Source organism: Streptomyces sp. NPDC093064 (genome assembly GCF_044754605.1).
Lineage (GTDB): Bacteria > Actinomycetota > Actinomycetes > Streptomycetales > Streptomycetaceae > Streptomyces.
Map to the genome: position 1 here is coordinate 330,833 of NZ_JBIVPK010000002.1, position 14,714 is coordinate 345,546.

Consider the following 14,714-nt stretch of genomic DNA (forward strand, 5'->3'; position numbering starts at 1 on the left):
GAGTTGACCGAACTCGAAAGGAACTCGGTGTCGCCGCCTGAACCTCATCCAGTAGGCGGCTGAGGCTGGGTGGGCAAGAGACGGACCACGGAACTGGGTACCGTCAGCTGCTGGCGAAGCTGACGGTTCTCCAAGGTCAGCTGATTGACGACCCTGACCAGGCCTTCGCGGTCTTCACGGAGTTGAGCGAGTTCGTCCTTGTCGGCCGCGCGGAGTTCCTTCAGCTTGACGATCTGCTTGCGCAGCCGCACTTCGACGTCGGTCGGCTGGCCCCGCTCTTTGACCTTGGCATAGAACGCGTTCTTCAGGTCGAGGTGGCGCTGGGTGAGAGCGTTGCGGGGAACGTCTGCCTCGGCAGCCAGGGACTTAATGGTCAGGGCGCCGTCCGAGCGCTCGGGCGCCCCGGCCAGGATGCGGTCCATGGCCGCGCGGATGCGGTCGCGTTCATCGAGTGCGGGGCTCATACGGCGTCCTCGAGAGTGATTCGGGTGCGGTGGTGGGCCTCAGCGAGGTCGCGCAGGCGGGCGGCATTCCGGCGAAAACGGTCACCGAGCGGGCCGGGGACACGGGCCGCTCGGCTGTCGAGGAAGTCAGCGCGGTCAAGGATCTTGGTGATGTGTTGATCGGTGCGGGCGATGTTTCCGCAGCCGGAGACGCATCGGTCGAGGCTTGGGGTGTCCTTGATGCCGCGATGGCAGAGAGCCTTCTCGCGTTTGTAGACACACATCAGCAGGGCATTGGGGTTGTCGTAGACGGCCAGCTGAGGGTTGGCAACGATCTGTCGGGCCTGACGCAGGCTGATGACCGTGCCGCTGTACTGCGCTGCGGTAGTGGCGGCCGTGATAGCCCGCCGGGCGGCAGGCCCCGAGACACCGAGGCCGTCTTCGAGGTCGGCGTGCAGGTCGGCGACGGTGTCAATGGTGGCCCGGGCGGTCTCGACGTCGAGGAGGTCGTGGATCCCGTCACGGCTGCGGGAGGCGTATCCAACAGATACGGAAGTTCGCAGGTGGCCGTACTGAATCGCCAGGGCGACCAGTCCGCCCGGACGGCGGGCGATGTGCCAGGCGAGGCTGCGTCGGAATCGCGCGGTGCCGATGTTGCCGTGCGGGTCCGGCGGGATGACTTCCTTGGGCAGGTCGTGAGCGGTGGCCTCCTTGTTGGCCCAGGCGACGAAGTCCTCCACCCGGTCTCCCATCGTCGAGACGGTGAGTGCACCCGTGCCAGAACGCGAGTCGTGGGCATCGTGGGCGAAGAGCAGAGCTCCGGCTGGGACCATGCGCTCCAGGACTCGAATAGCGTTCACCACCGGGGCGATGGCCACCCAGGGAACATCGCGAAGCTCGCCTTCGGATCGATGGTTGCCGTTCTCGTCCCGCGCCGTCTTGTAAACGACACTGGTGATCAGATGCCGCCCCGTCTGCCCCTTGCCGTCCGGCTCGGGATCAGGACAGCTTCCGCTGCGAAGGCCGGCGACCTCGCCAGGTCGCATTCCCGTCAGGTAGGCGATGACGATGAAGCAAGCTGTGCCCAAATGGCGCATCAGAGAAGCGCATTCGTGATAGTCCAGGACTTCTCTCCACGGTCTGCCGCCCAGCATGCCAGTGACGGGGATGTCCAGGGGGCAGGGGCCAGGGCGCTGGAGGGCCGCCTGCCTCCAGCCCAGCCGTTTGGATGTCGAAGTGACCTGATTGTGCGAGGCCCGGGTGATCGCGGCGATGTAGGTGCGGGCGAGCGTCGGTTCGCCGCGCCAGTTCGCCGCCGGAATGGGCAGGCCACCAGCAAGAAGCGGTTCCATGAAGGCCTTGAGCGAGGCCAGCGAGGCGGGCGTGGACTTGTTGGCGGCGGCGGACACGCGCAGGCTCGTCACTTCGGCCCTGGCGGCGAGGATGTCGTCGCTGAAATCCTCGACCATGCGGATGGCCCAGATCAGCAGGGGCCCCATGGTCTGCTCGGCGATCGCCTCCGTGGTGTTCTCTCCCCCCGCGGTGGCCGGCGGTAGATAGTCGTCTACTCCTTCGATCTCCCAGGGCGGGCAGCCGATCCCGCTGGGCCGGCTGCTGAGCTGGTCGAAGGCCCACAGCCGCGTCAGGGAAGCCAGCATGTAGTGCACGGTGATGCGGGAGGCTCCGCTGTCACGCAGCTTGTAGCCGTACTCACCCAGCACGTGCGAAGTGCAGTCTTTGACCTCGGTGATGCCGCGTTCGGTGAGCCACTCGGCCAGCCGGGCCCAGACCCCGACGGTCTTGCTGGTCGACTGCGGGCCCTGCTGGGATCGCCAGGAGGGGCTGCGTTCGCGCAGAAAGACAGACGACAGCTCATAGTTGATCAACATCCAGACCAGGAGGCGCATTTCCTCGCGGAGCACTTCGGGGAACGACGCCATGTGGATCGTGTTCTGGGTGACGCCTGGATTGCCGTTCATGGGAATCAGGGGCCAGGACGGCGCCGCGAAGCACGCGATCGGCCCCGTGTAGCCGTCGATGATCCGGTGGGCGGGGATGGCTGGGGTGTCCGGCCCGGGGAGGGTGGGAGGCTGAAGGGCTGCGGTAGCCGTCACTGGTCGAGGTCTCCGTTGAGCAGGTAGTCGATGAGTTCACGGTCGGCGGCGGTGACCTGGGTCAGTGCCTTGTCCCAGTCGGCTCCGAGGAGGCGTTTGAGGTGCTCCAGGCGGGCGTATGCATCCGCCCAGTCGCTCTGCCATTGGCCGGGGTCCATGACGGACCGCAGGTTGTTCAGAGCTTGGTGAAGATGGGTGAGGCGGCTGTGGTGGGCGGGATGAACTCGGGCGTTCGGGCAGGCCAGACACATGAGGAACGAGGCCCCGCAACCCTCGTCGGTGCTGGAGAAGGGACTGTTCTCGTAGTCATGGCAGTCGGCGGTGGCCGTCGGCTGGTCTGCCGGATCGGCCGACTCGCGCAATTCGGCGCCGAACGTCACCTCACGGGCCTTGGTGACGACCGACTCGGCCGCCGCGGCGATGACCGGAACCGCGGCCTCCTGGGCCCGAGGGTCGGTCAGGACGTAGGTGCTGTCGTGGGTGCCCTGGCTGTTCTGTCCGGGCTCCCTGCGGTGCACCACGTTCACTGTCCGACGCCCCCTGCGAAACGGCGAAGACGCGAACCCCTCTTCCTTGGACCACTCTTTCGCGGCGCCTCCAGTGATCCCGAACCGGAACAAGCCGACGCTGTCCCGCTTCTTCTTTTCGGGAGCATCCGCCTTGTCAGGCCTGGTAGTTCGCCAGATGACGAGGCGATCCGTGCCGGGGCTGAGCTCGTGGACAGCTGCCCGTGCGAACACAGTGGCCTCCAGGGCCTGTGTGATCAACCGGCCCGGGGTGTCCGCCCCGTCATCGGTGAGGTTGCGCGTCTCGAAGTACCGTCCGGTGCCCCGCTTGTGCTTCTCGAGTTCGACGCGGTAGATCCGCTTGCCGTCCCTGCCGGCGTCCGGCGTCGCCCGTGGCACCGCAAGACGACTGATCACCGAGAGGTTCCACCCGTGCTCGGCCATCAGCAGCACTCCGAGCGCAACCGCTTCCATGCGAGTCAGGAAGAGCCTCTGCCATGTGTGCCGCGAACTCTCGCCGCCCAGAACCTTCATGTAGCGGAAGATGATCCGGCTGCCGTGGTTCTCTGTCTCATAGCAAGGGGGCTCCCCGGTTCGGGCGATGCAGTCCAGTGCCTCGCCCAGCAGCCATTCGTCGCTGTCCCGAGCGAAGGAATTCGATCGCCAGTCGGCCAGGTGCCGGGCGTTCTCCGTGATCCTCAGGTGTGCCGAACGGAATATTCGCCGTGCTTGCGAGGTGATCGCGGCGAACTCACCGTCCTCGAAGGACGTCTCCGTCACCTTCGGCTGGGGTATCCGCTTGGAGAGAGCTTCGCGAGCCTCGGCCGTCAGCCGCGGATCGTCCAGCAGCAGGCCGCTCACCACCGTGAGTTCCTTGTAGCCGATCGTCTGCGTGCTCCTGCGGCTGAGTTCCCACTCCTTCCAAACCGCTGCGGTCAAGACATCGAGGTCCGCCACCGGTTCCTCGAGCGCGGACAGGTGCTCGGCGAACGTCTCCAAGTGGACCCAGTGGTGTCTGCTGGTGAGGTGAGAGGCCCACCGGCTCGGAACGCAGCGGGCTGCGAACAGCCGTGCCAGCGACCGGCGCATGGTGTCGGGGACCGGCAAGGCCCGGAAATCGTAGACCTCGACATGCCCCTTGCCGTCACGGTGTTCAACGACGAGTCCGTCGGAGACCACAACCGGAGGCCTGTGCAGGGGAGTTGTCGGGAGCGATGCTGTCCGTCCACGCCGGCTCATGCCACCGCCTTCGACGGAACCCGCATCTTCGCGTCGATGTCCTGGATTCCCTCGGCTTCGCGCGCCAGACGCGCGAACACATCATCCATCTCCTGCTCTGTCTGCTCCCCCTGCCTGACCACCGGAGCGGTGGCCAGCAGCGACCTCAGCTGAAGATCTGCAACAGGGGCCAGATACCGTTCCCGGGTGGTCTCGATGTGCGAGTGGCCCAGCAGGTCCTGAACCATCCGCCACGGATCTCCGTAGAGAAGCCGGTAATCCCGCCGTTCCTCCGGCGTCAGGCCCATCCGCTGATCAAGCAGATGGTGCAGAATCACCAGCATGTAGAGGGCGAAGCTGTGCCGACAGGAATGCGGAGTCGCGTACGGAGCCACACTGCCGTGGGGGTCCAGCCGACACTGCGGCTGCGGATCCAGGACGGCCTGGCACCGTTTGTTGGCAGAAGTGAAGACGTTCTCCCACGAATGCGGCTGAAACGGCAAGCCCCTCTCGTTCAGCCACAACCACAACGGCTCGGGCCCGTTCGGCCCTTCGGTGTACCAAGTCATTCGTTCTTCGGCGAGCGCGTCCGTCAGCGCGACGCGGCCCATGACACCGTCGCGGTCCCGCCAGTGCACGATCGGCTTCGGGCCGCGAGTCACCCTCGTGACCAGACGCATGCCTCTCACACTGTCGTAGCGCCCCTTCGCCTGGGCCTTGCGGATCACCTCGGCCCGAGAGGAGTCGACGTAATTCTCGATGTCGCCGACCACGCCCGCGGCGACGTAGTACGTGCGGGCCCTCTTGGATCGAGTGACCGCCGCTGCCAGCCGCCCCGTGTAGTAGCGCCCGCCTTCGAGCTGGAGTGACGGGACCTCGAACGTCAGCAGCGAGGCCCCTTCGAGCCGCCGCAGTCCGGACGAGGTCAGCAAGCGCACAAATGCGACGTTGCGGTCTTCCAGCCGCCCCACCCAGTCGGGAGCGCGAAGCCCGTCAGCCCCACATCCTCGCAGCCCGACATCCACCCAGAGCCGGAACGTGCGAGGGGTCAGCCAGTGCACGTTGCTGGGTTTGGTGTCCTTCGCCTTATCGTCCGGGACCTCGATGATCTGCCCATTGCGGCCGGTCACTTGGTGAGTGGGAATAGGATTCCGCGGCACGAACGCGTTCCCCGGCTTCGCTGCCCACTTGTACAGGCTCATAAGCGCTGCCAGCTCGCGGCCCCACTTATCCCCGCCGACACGAACAGGATTGTCCGGCGAGTCCTGACGCCAGTACTGGAAATCACTCACATCGGATTCCACTGCCTGCGTCCATATTTTCCCGCGCAGCCAAAGGAAATTGAAGAACAAACAGTCGTCCGTGGTGTAGTTCCGCTTCGTCTCTGCCGTGTACCCCCGGAAGGGGCTGCTGAGGGTGTAGAGACTGAACAGCTCATCCACTCGGTAGTCCGGCGCCAGGAGGATCGGATCTCCGGGACGAACCCCCACAGACTTCTCTCGCTCCGCAAGATCAGCCCACCCTGCCAACGCTGGTCCAGGAGACCCCGTCATCGCCATCGTGGGCACCCAAAACACACGCCACTTACTCATGGAGCCACCCTGTCAGATCGTTTTCAACACACCGATTCAATAGGGAACACGTCGCACATCGCGAACCGCCAGCCGGGCGGCGGCCAGCCGGTGATCACCCGGGTCAGCGGCGGCGGCTGCACGACCACCAGCAGGAGCAGCGCCCCACAGACCCCGCAGAGCCAGGGGTGCCTCAGCAGCCATCGGCCCACGAGCACGGCCGCCACCGTGACGAGGGCCAGCAGCAGCGCCCCGGTCCAGTTGTCCGGCCAGTCCACTCCCCCGCCGGGCTGGGCCGCCCCGGTCCGGGCCACGTCCGCAATCCACCCGGCCGGCCAACTCGCGCACCAGGCGAGCGCCTTCGCCACCGGCATCGCCAACGGTGCCGTCGTCAGCGCCGCGAAACCCAGCACGGTGGCGGGTGCGACGGCGGCCTCCGCGAGCAGGTTGCACGGCACCGCCACCAGGCTCACCCGGGCCGACAACACGGCGACGACGGGCGCGCACAGCGCCTGCGCCGCGGCCGCCGCTGCCAGCGCCTCGGCCGCCCGGGCGGGGACCCGGCGCCGCTGCAGCGCCGCGCTCCAGCGGGGCGCGAGGGTGAGCAGGGCTCCGGTGGCCAGCACCGACAGCAGGAAGCCGTAACTGCGCGACAGCCACGGGTCGTAGAGCACCAGCAGCAGTACGGCCGTCGCCAGAGCCGGGAGCAGCGATCTGCGGCGCCCGGTCGCGAGGGCGAGCAGCGCCACCGCTCCGCAGGCCGCGGCCCGCAGCACGCTCGGGTCGGGCCGGCACACGACCACGAACCCCAGGGTGAGCGCCGCCCCGAACAGCGCGGTGCCGCGCAGGGGAAGGCCGAGCCGCGGGGCCAGGCCGCGGCGCTCCACCCTCTGGGCCAGGCCCGGTGGCCCCAGGAGCAGGACGAGGAGGATGGTGAGGTTGCTCCCGGAGACGGCCAGAAGGTGTGTGAGGTCCGTCGCCTTGAACGCCTCGTCGAGTTCGGGGGTGATCCGCGAGGTGTCCCCGACGACCAGGCCCGGCAGCAGCGCCCGTGCGTCCGCCGGCAGGCCGTCGGTCGCCGCCCGCAGCCCGGCGCGCAGCCGGCCCGCCAGCCGCTGTGGCGCGGACGGCTCCGCCACCACCTCGGGCGGCGCCCGGTCCTGGACCCGGAGGACCGCCGCGATCCGGTCGCCGCCCGTCATCGGGGGCGCAAGCCGCGCAGTCACTTTCAGCCGCGTGGACGGCAGCAGCCCGAGCCAGGGCGAGAGCTGCGCCCCTTCCGCGGGATGCGTGTCGTGCCCGTCCGGCGGGCGTCCCGGTCTTCCCGACGGGTCCCCGGCACGGGCCGCCGTCTGCGAGCCGATGTTGACGAGGATCAGCACCGGAGTCCGGGTCACCACGGCCGCCGCCGAGCCGGGTCGGTGGACGCGCAGCACCTCGGCGTCCATCCGTACGGAGGGAGGTGCCTGGCGGTCGCCGCGGATCCGCGGGCGGGTGAGGCGGGGGTCGGAGGTCAGCTCCACCTCGGCGGTCACCGTGGCGAACTGCCGTGCCAGAGCGGGCACCGGACCGCGCCGCACGTCCGCTCCGTGGAGCCCGGCGGACACGGCGGCCGCGGCGGCACCGAGCAGCGCGGCGGCAGCGGACGTACGCGCCCAGGAGGCGCGTGCCCGGGACCGCCCGGCGGTAGGGGCGGGCGGCTGTCCTGCTGTAGGGGTTCCACGGCTTCCGCGTCGTCGGCCTGCCAGGAGTACGGCGGCAGCGGCGAGGCAGGCCGTCACGAAGCCGGTCACGCCGCCCGTGGGGGCGTCCAGCGCCACGGCCGCCGTAGCCCAGGCCGCGAGGGCCGGCGGGACGAGCCGGAGGTCTGCCGGTCCTTCCTGCCGGGGATGGGCGTCTCCCAGCCGCTTGCCGGAGGCCGCGTGCACCGCCGGGCGGAGGTGGGTCGGGGTGGCTGGGGGCTCGGCGGGGGCGGGGCGGCCGGGAGGCGCGGGGCCTCGCTCGGCGTCGGTGCCGGTCTCGGTATCGGTATCGGTATCGGGGTTCACGGGCTGACCAGGTCCCGGAGATCGGCGAAGCGGCGTGTGCCGATGCCGCTGACCTCACGCAGTTGGTCCACCGAGCGGAAGCCGCCGTGCTGCGTGCGGTAGTCGATGATGCGCCGGGCCAGTACGGGACCGACGCCGGGCAGGGTCTGCAACTGGTCGGCGGTCGCCGTGTTGAGGGAGACCGGGGCCGTGGACGTGCCCGCGGCACCCGTACCGGCCGCGCCTGCTAGGCCCGTCCCGGGCGCCTCGGGTACGGCGGCGGGGGCCGGGCCGCCGACCACGACCTGTTCGCCGTCCGCCAGGAAGCGGGCCCGGTTGAGGCCGTCGGTATTGGTGCCGGGACGCACCCCGCCGGCCGCCTGGAGGGCGTCGGCTACCCGCGACCCGGCCGGCAGGCGCTGGATTCCGGGGCGCCGGACCTTGCCGCTGACGTCCACCACGATCTCCGCGCCGGGAGACGCCGGGGCGCCCCGCGCGGTGACCGGCTTCCCGGCCGTGGTGGCCTTGTCCTGCCCCTGGTTCTCGTGGGGAGCCACGGCACGCACCACCTCGGGTGCCTGGACCGTCTGCGTACGGCCGGTCCAGAAGTGCTGCACGGCGAGGAGTGCGGCGACGGCGAACAGCACGGTAAGCGCCACCACGTTCCTGCGCTCCAGCCCGCACCGCGTCTGCAACCACAACGGCATCCGCTCGCGCACCGCGGCCCCCGCCCGCTCCCGCCAGTCCGGCACCCCGACAGGAACGACGGGCCCCGTCTCGGCGCCGCCGCCCGTCTCCACGGCGCCCCGCACGGCGGGATTGGCCGCGCCCCTCCGACCCGCCGCCATCGGGCCCGCCCCAACCGCCGTGATCGAGCAGCTCACTTCGCTCATGGCAGCGGGGTTCGCACGGCCCGCGCCAGACGGACTCAGGTCCGCCAAGCCCCCGTCGACGACCGCAGCCGGGCCAACATCGACCACTGCGGCCGAGCCGCCACCGGCCAGGCCAGTCGCCCCGCCGCCGACCACGGCCGCCGCCGGACCCGCGCCCACCACGGCAGTAGAGGCTCCGTGCGCGACTGCCTGGCCCACGCCAACCAGCCCACCACCGACCACCGCAGCCGGGCCCACCTCCCGCACGGCGACAAAACCCCCGTCACCCAGGGCAGTCGAATCCGGGCCATCCACCGCAGGCGGACCCTCGGCCGCCACGCTCGGCCCACTCGTGGCAGTGACGACGTCGGCCAGGGCAGTCGGGGCCCTACCACCCACCGCAAGCGGACCCACTGCAGCCACGCCTGTCTTCCCCGCAACGCCAAGTCCCACATCGGCCACGCCGTTCGGATCCGCGCCGCCCACCGCAAACCAGCCCTCGGCCGCCGGGCTCGGCTCACTCGCGCCAACGCGACCGAAGTCGGTTCCGGCCGTCGCACCCTCACCGCCCACAGGAGCCGACCCCGCGCCAACCGCCGCAGCCGCGCTCGCCGCGTCCGGTGGGCGGCCCGTCCGCTCCGGCGTCGCCGTGGCCCAGGACGGCCTGGGACGAGGGGGCCGAATCGGCGGCGCCGGGTCAGGACCGGCCTTGTGCCTCCGCGCGGCCTCCCGGGAGTCACCGCCCGGCTCCCCGGCCCGCGCCGCGCGTTCGGCGAACAGCGCCTGCGCGCGCCGGTGCAGATCCTCCGCCGAGGCGTGGGAGCCCCGGCGGGCCGGTGGGCGGCGGTGCCGGGTGCGACCGTCCGAGTCGGGGGCGCGGCCCGGGCCGCTGGTCGCCGCCGCTGTGCGTGAGCGTGATCGAAGTGCCATGCCAGGAGCATCCGGCAACCCGGCACCCTCGCAACGATCTTGCTCAATTTCCGGGGACTACCGCCCAGTTGTGGACAACTCACTCACCCGTACGGGTTAGCGCGGCGAGACCACGACCCCCAGCAGCCCTGGACCGGTGTGCGCGCCGATCACCGCCCCGACCTCGCTGACGTGCAGGTCGGCCAGGCCGGACACCCGTGTGCGCAGCCGGTCCGCGAGGGCCGACGCCCGTTCGGGAGCGGCGAGATGGTGGACGGCGACATCGACGTCGGCGCCGCCCGCGCGCTCGGCCACGATCTCCTCCAGGCGGGCGATCGCCTTCGAGGCGGTGCGCACCTTCTCCAGGAGTTCGATCCGGCCGTCCTGCAACTGGAGCAGCGGTTTCACGGCGAGCGCGGAGCCCAGCAGCGCCTGCGCCGCGCCGATGCGACCGCCGCGGCGCAGATAGTCGAGGGTGTCGACGTAGAAGAAGGCAGAGGTGCCTCCGGCGCGCTTCTCGGCGGCAGCGACCGCCTCGTCCACCGTGCCGCCGGCCTCCGTGGTCTCGGCCGCGGCCAGGGCGCAGAAGCCGAGCGCCATCGCGACCATCCCGGTGTCCACCACCCGTACCGGCACGGGCGCCTCACGCGCAGCGAGCACCGCGGCGTCGTACGTGCCGGAGAGCTCCGCGGACAGGTGCAGGGAGACGATGCCGCTCGCGCCGGACGCCGCGACCCTGCGGTAGGTCTCGGCGAACAGCTCGGGGCTGGGGCGCGAGGTGGTGACGGGCCGCCGCTTCTGCAGCGCCTGCGCGAGTGAACGCGTCGAGATCTCGGTGCCCTCTTCGAGCGCCTGGTCGCCGAGGACCACGGTCAACGGAACCGAGGTGATGCCGTGGCGCTCCATCGTCCGCGGCGGCAGGTAGGCCGTTGAATCGGTGACGATCGCGACATGGCGGGACATGAGCTGGAGGTTACCTGCCGTAGTGCCCCGATGGCAGCCCAGCCCCTCTCACCGGGTCACGTGTGGCCGGATCGGGCCGTGTTCAAGTCGTGCTCTCGGGCCGGGGCTTCTTCTGCCAGGGGTAGACGGGGCGACGGCCCGACGGGGTGATGGCGGGCCGGGCCGGCTCCTCGGCGGAGGCCTGCCGCGGGGCCCCGGGCCAGGTCCGCGGGTCCGCCGCGGCGGCCGGTGGCTCGGTCGTCGGCCCGGTTGTCGGCTCAGTCGGCTCGGTCTTGGTCCAGTGGCGCAGCGCGCCGGCCTCCACGTCGATCTGGGCGCTCAGCGTGTCCAGGTCGTCGTCCGCGAAGCGGCGGGCGCGGTCGCGGGCCGCCCAGCGCAGGGAGTCGGCCGATTCCGTGATGCGTCGGGTGCGTTCACGCAGGGCCGGGAGCCGCTCGGCGAGCGTCGCCCGGTCCGGCTCGGCCTCCAGGCGCTTGAGGTCGCCCTCGAGTTCGCGCCCGTGCACGCTGAGCCGCTCGAACAGGGCGATGGACTCCTTGAGGGACTCGTCCTCGTGCACGCCCGCGTACAGGGCGTCCTGGGTGGCACGCATCGAGGTGCGCAGGGTGAGCCGCAGCTGGGCCAGTTCGCCCGCCGGGCCGAGCTGGGTGAAGGACTTGGCCCGCAGCGTGTGGTCCTCGACCGTGCGGCGGGCCTGGGTGATGGTGCGGTCCACACTGCGCTTGGCGGCCCCGACCACCTTCACCGCGGCGTAGGCGCCGAGCACCACGAAGACCGCGAAGAGGAGGACGAGGACGGTGACGACTGTTTCCACGGCGCTCCTCCTCCGGCTCACGCGGCACCGGTCGCGCCGCCCCTCCACGGTAAACGCAACGGGCAGGCCCCGGGTTCCAGAAGAACCCCGAACCTGCCCGTAGGGGACTACCCCGAGGCGCTCACGCCCCGGCCCTCACGCGCACGCGTGCACACACGCTCACGCCGAACGACAGCTCACACCCCGTCCCGCACGCACTCACGCCGGAACGATGTTCACCAGCTTCGGCGCCCGCACGATCACCTTGCGGATGCCCGCGCCCTCCAGCGCCGCGACGACCTTCTCGTCGGCCAGCGCCACCTTCTCCAGCTCATCCTCGGAGATGGCCGGGGAGACCTCCAGACGCGCCTTCACCTTGCCCTTGACCTGGACGACGCAGGTCACGGTCTCGTCGACGACGTACGCCGGGTCGGCGACGGGGAAGTCCTGGTGGACGACCGAGCCGGAGTGACCCAGCTTGTGCCACAGCTCCTCGGCGATGTGCGGGGCCAGCGGGGCGACCATCAGCACCAGCTGCCCGGCGACCGAGCGCGGCACGGACCGGCCCGTCTTGGTCAGGTGGTTGTTCAGCTCCGTCACCTTGGCGATGGCGGTGTTGAAGCGCAGGCCCTCCAGGTCCTGGCGGACGCCGTCGATCGCCTTGTGCAGGGCGCGCAACGTCTCCTCGTCGATGTCGGCGTCCTCGGCGTCGACGACGGTGACCTCGCCGGTCGCCTCGTCGACGATGTTGCGCCACAGCCGCTGCAGCAGCCGGAACTGGCCCACCACCGCGCGCGTGTCCCACGGCCGGGACACGTCCAGCGGGCCCATCGCCATCTCGTACAGGCGCAGCGTGTCGGCCCCGTACTCCGCGCAGATCTCGTCCGGAGTGACCGCGTTCTTCAGGGACTTGCCCATCTTGCCCAGCAGCCGGGAGACCTTCTCGCCCTGGTAGTAGTACGCGCCGTCGCGCTCCTCCACCTCGGCGGCCGGCACCGCGATGCCACGGCTGTCGCGGTAGACGTAGGCCTGGATCATGCCCTGGTTGAACAGCTTGTGGAACGGCTCCGGCGAGGAGACGTGCCCCAGGTCGTACAGGACCTTGGACCAGAAGCGCGCGTACAGCAGGTGCAGCACGGCGTGCTCGGCGCCGCCGACGTACAGGTCGACGCCGCCGTGGGGCATGCCCTCGCGCGGGCCCATCCAGTAGCGCTCGATCTCCGGGTCGACCAGTTGCCGGTCGTTGTGCGGGTCCAGGTAGCGGAACTCGTACCAGCAGGAACCGGCCCAGTTGGGCATGGTGTTGGTCTCGCGGCGGTACTTCCTCGGCCCGTCGCCCAGGTCCAGGGTGACGTTGACCCAGTCCTCGTTGCGCGACAGCGGCGTCTCGGGCTGGGTGTCGGCGTCGTCCGGGTCGAAGGTGCGCGGCGAGTAGTCCTCGACCTCGGGCAGCTCCAGCGGCAGCATCGACTCGGGCAGCGCGTGGGCCACGCCGTCCTCGTCGTAGACGATCGGGAAGGGCTCGCCCCAGTAGCGCTGGCGGCTGAACAGCCAGTCGCGCAGGCGGAAGTTGACGGTGCCCTCGCCGATGCCCTTGCGCTCCAGCCACTCGGTGATGCGCGCCTTGGCGTCGACGACGCCCAGGCCGTCCAGCTTCACGTCGTCGCCGGCGGAGTTCACGATCTTCGCGTCGTACGAGGCGAAGGCGTCGTCCCAGGTCGTGGTGTCGGTGCCGCGGTCGTCGGCCGGCTCGACCACGCAGCGCATCGGCAGTTCGAAGGCGCGCGCGAAGGCGAAGTCGCGGCTGTCGTGGGCGGGGACGGCCATGATCGCGCCGGTGCCGTAGCCCATCAGGACGTAGTCGGCGATGAAGACCGGGACCTTCTCGCCGTTGACCGGGTTGACGGCGAACGCGCCGGTGAAGACGCCGGTCTTGTCCTTGGCCTCGGCCTGGCGCTCCACGTCCGACTTCGAGGCGGCCTGGGCGCGGTAGGCGGCGACGGCCTCGGCCGGGGTGGCGTGGCCACCGGTCCACACCTCGTGGGTGCCCTCCGGCCAGGCGGCCGGGGTGAACTTCTCCACCAGCGGGTGCTCGGGCGCCAGCACCATGTAGGTGGCGCCGAACAGGGTGTCCTGGCGGGTGGTGAAGATCGTGATCCGCTCGCCGTCGATCGGGAAGTCGACGCGGGCGCCCTCGGAGCGGCCGATCCAGTTGCGCTGCTGGAGCTTGATGGCCTCGGGCCAGTCCAGCTCCTCCAGGTCGTCCAGCAGCCGGTCGGCGTAGGCGGTGATGCGCATGTTCCACTGGCGCAGCTTGGCCTTGAAGACCGGGAAGTTGCCGCGCTCGGAGCGGCCGTCGGCGGTGACCTCCTCGTTGGCCAGCACGGTGCCCAGGCCGGGGCACCAGTTGACGGGCGAGTCGGAGGCGTAGGCCAGGCGGAACTCGCCCAGGACCTCGGCGCGCTCGGCGGCGCTCAGCTCCGGCCACGCGCGCGTGTGCCCCGGCACGGCCCGCTCACCGGACTCGAACTGGGCGATCAGCTGCGAGATCGGACGGGCCTTCCCGGCCTCGTCGTCGTACCAGGAGTTGAAGATCTGCAGGAAGATCCACTGGGTCCACTTGTAGTAGTCCGGGTCGATCGTGGCGAACGACCGGCGCTTGTCGTGGCCCAGGCCCAGCCGGCGCAGCTGCGCCTTCATGTTCTCGATGTTGGCCTCGGTGGACACCCGCGGGTGGGTGCCGGTCTGCACGGCGTACTGCTCGGCGGGCAGGCCGAAGGCGTCGAAGCCCAGGGTGTGCAGGACGTTGTGGCCGGTCATCCGCTGGAAACGGGCGTACACGTCGGTGGCGATGTACCCGAGCGGGTGACCGACGTGCAGGCCCGCACCGGAGGGGTACGGGAACATGTCCATGATGAACTTCTTGGGCCGGGCGACCAGCTCGGGGTCGCCCGCCAGGTCACCCTTGGGATTCGGCGCCGCGTAGGTGCCGTCGGCGTCCCAGAAGTCCTGCCAGCGTGCCTCGATGTCGGCCGCCACGGCGGCCGTGTAGCGGTGCGGCGCTGCCACCTCGGAGGCGGCAGCGGGGTTCGTCTCGCTCATGATCCTCAAAGCTCCATCGATCGTCTCTGCCCACGGCTGCGACTTTCAGAAACGAAAAATCCCCTCGCACAGGAGGGGACGCCGCGCCGATGCCGACCATCCGATTGGTCCGGCGGTCGGGACTGATCAGCGCGGCTCGCTAAGCAGAAGGCGTACGGCACGCATGGCGTCAGGGTACCGCAGCCGTCGAGTGCGG

General features: G+C 70.3%; 8 protein-coding genes and 1 pseudogene. All 9 read right to left on the reverse strand.

What is annotated here, in order from left to right; genetic code table 11:
* Positions 1-44: 44 nt before the first annotated feature.
* Entirely contained in the window at positions 45-464 is a 420-nt protein-coding gene (locus ACIQFZ_RS04360) for a hypothetical protein (RefSeq protein ID WP_402690582.1), read from the reverse strand.
* Entirely contained in the window at positions 461-2,557 is a 2,097-nt protein-coding gene (locus ACIQFZ_RS04365) for an integrase (protein ID WP_402690583.1), read from the reverse strand. Before ACIQFZ_RS04365 ends, ACIQFZ_RS04360 begins: the two co-directional genes overlap by 4 nt.
* Positions 2,554-4,062, reverse strand: coding sequence for a hypothetical protein (locus ACIQFZ_RS04370; protein WP_402690584.1), 1,509 nt, complete (start codon positions 4,060-4,062; stop codon positions 2,554-2,556). Before ACIQFZ_RS04370 ends, ACIQFZ_RS04365 begins: the two co-directional genes overlap by 4 nt.
* 236 nt (positions 4,063-4,298) lie before the next feature.
* Complete coding sequence (locus ACIQFZ_RS04375) at positions 4,299-5,723, reverse strand: integrase (RefSeq protein WP_402690585.1); 1,425 nt, start codon at positions 5,721-5,723, stop codon at positions 4,299-4,301.
* Positions 5,724-5,920: 197 nt separating this feature from the next.
* Positions 5,921-7,780: pseudogene (locus ACIQFZ_RS04380) on the reverse strand (ComEC/Rec2 family competence protein); the annotation flags it as partial.
* Between the two features lie 116 nt (positions 7,781-7,896).
* Positions 7,897-8,772 (reverse strand): ComEA family DNA-binding protein, encoded by an 876-nt coding sequence (locus ACIQFZ_RS04385; RefSeq protein ID WP_365422273.1) that lies wholly within the window; start codon positions 8,770-8,772, stop codon positions 7,897-7,899.
* A gap of 1,005 nt (positions 8,773-9,777) precedes the next feature.
* Positions 9,778-10,623, reverse strand: coding sequence for a DegV family protein (locus ACIQFZ_RS04390; RefSeq protein WP_365422276.1), 846 nt, complete (start codon positions 10,621-10,623; stop codon positions 9,778-9,780).
* An 82-nt stretch (positions 10,624-10,705) separates the two neighbouring features.
* A complete protein-coding gene (locus tag ACIQFZ_RS04395) occupies positions 10,706-11,437 on the reverse strand; it encodes a hypothetical protein (RefSeq protein WP_402690586.1) in 732 nt (243 codons plus the stop codon).
* A gap of 198 nt (positions 11,438-11,635) precedes the next feature.
* The gene (gene leuS / locus ACIQFZ_RS04400) at positions 11,636-14,518 is read right to left on the reverse strand and encodes a leucine--tRNA ligase (RefSeq protein ID WP_365422281.1); all 2,883 of its coding nucleotides are present in this window, start codon (positions 14,516-14,518) and stop codon (positions 11,636-11,638) included.
* Between the last annotated feature and the right edge of the window lie 196 nt (positions 14,519-14,714).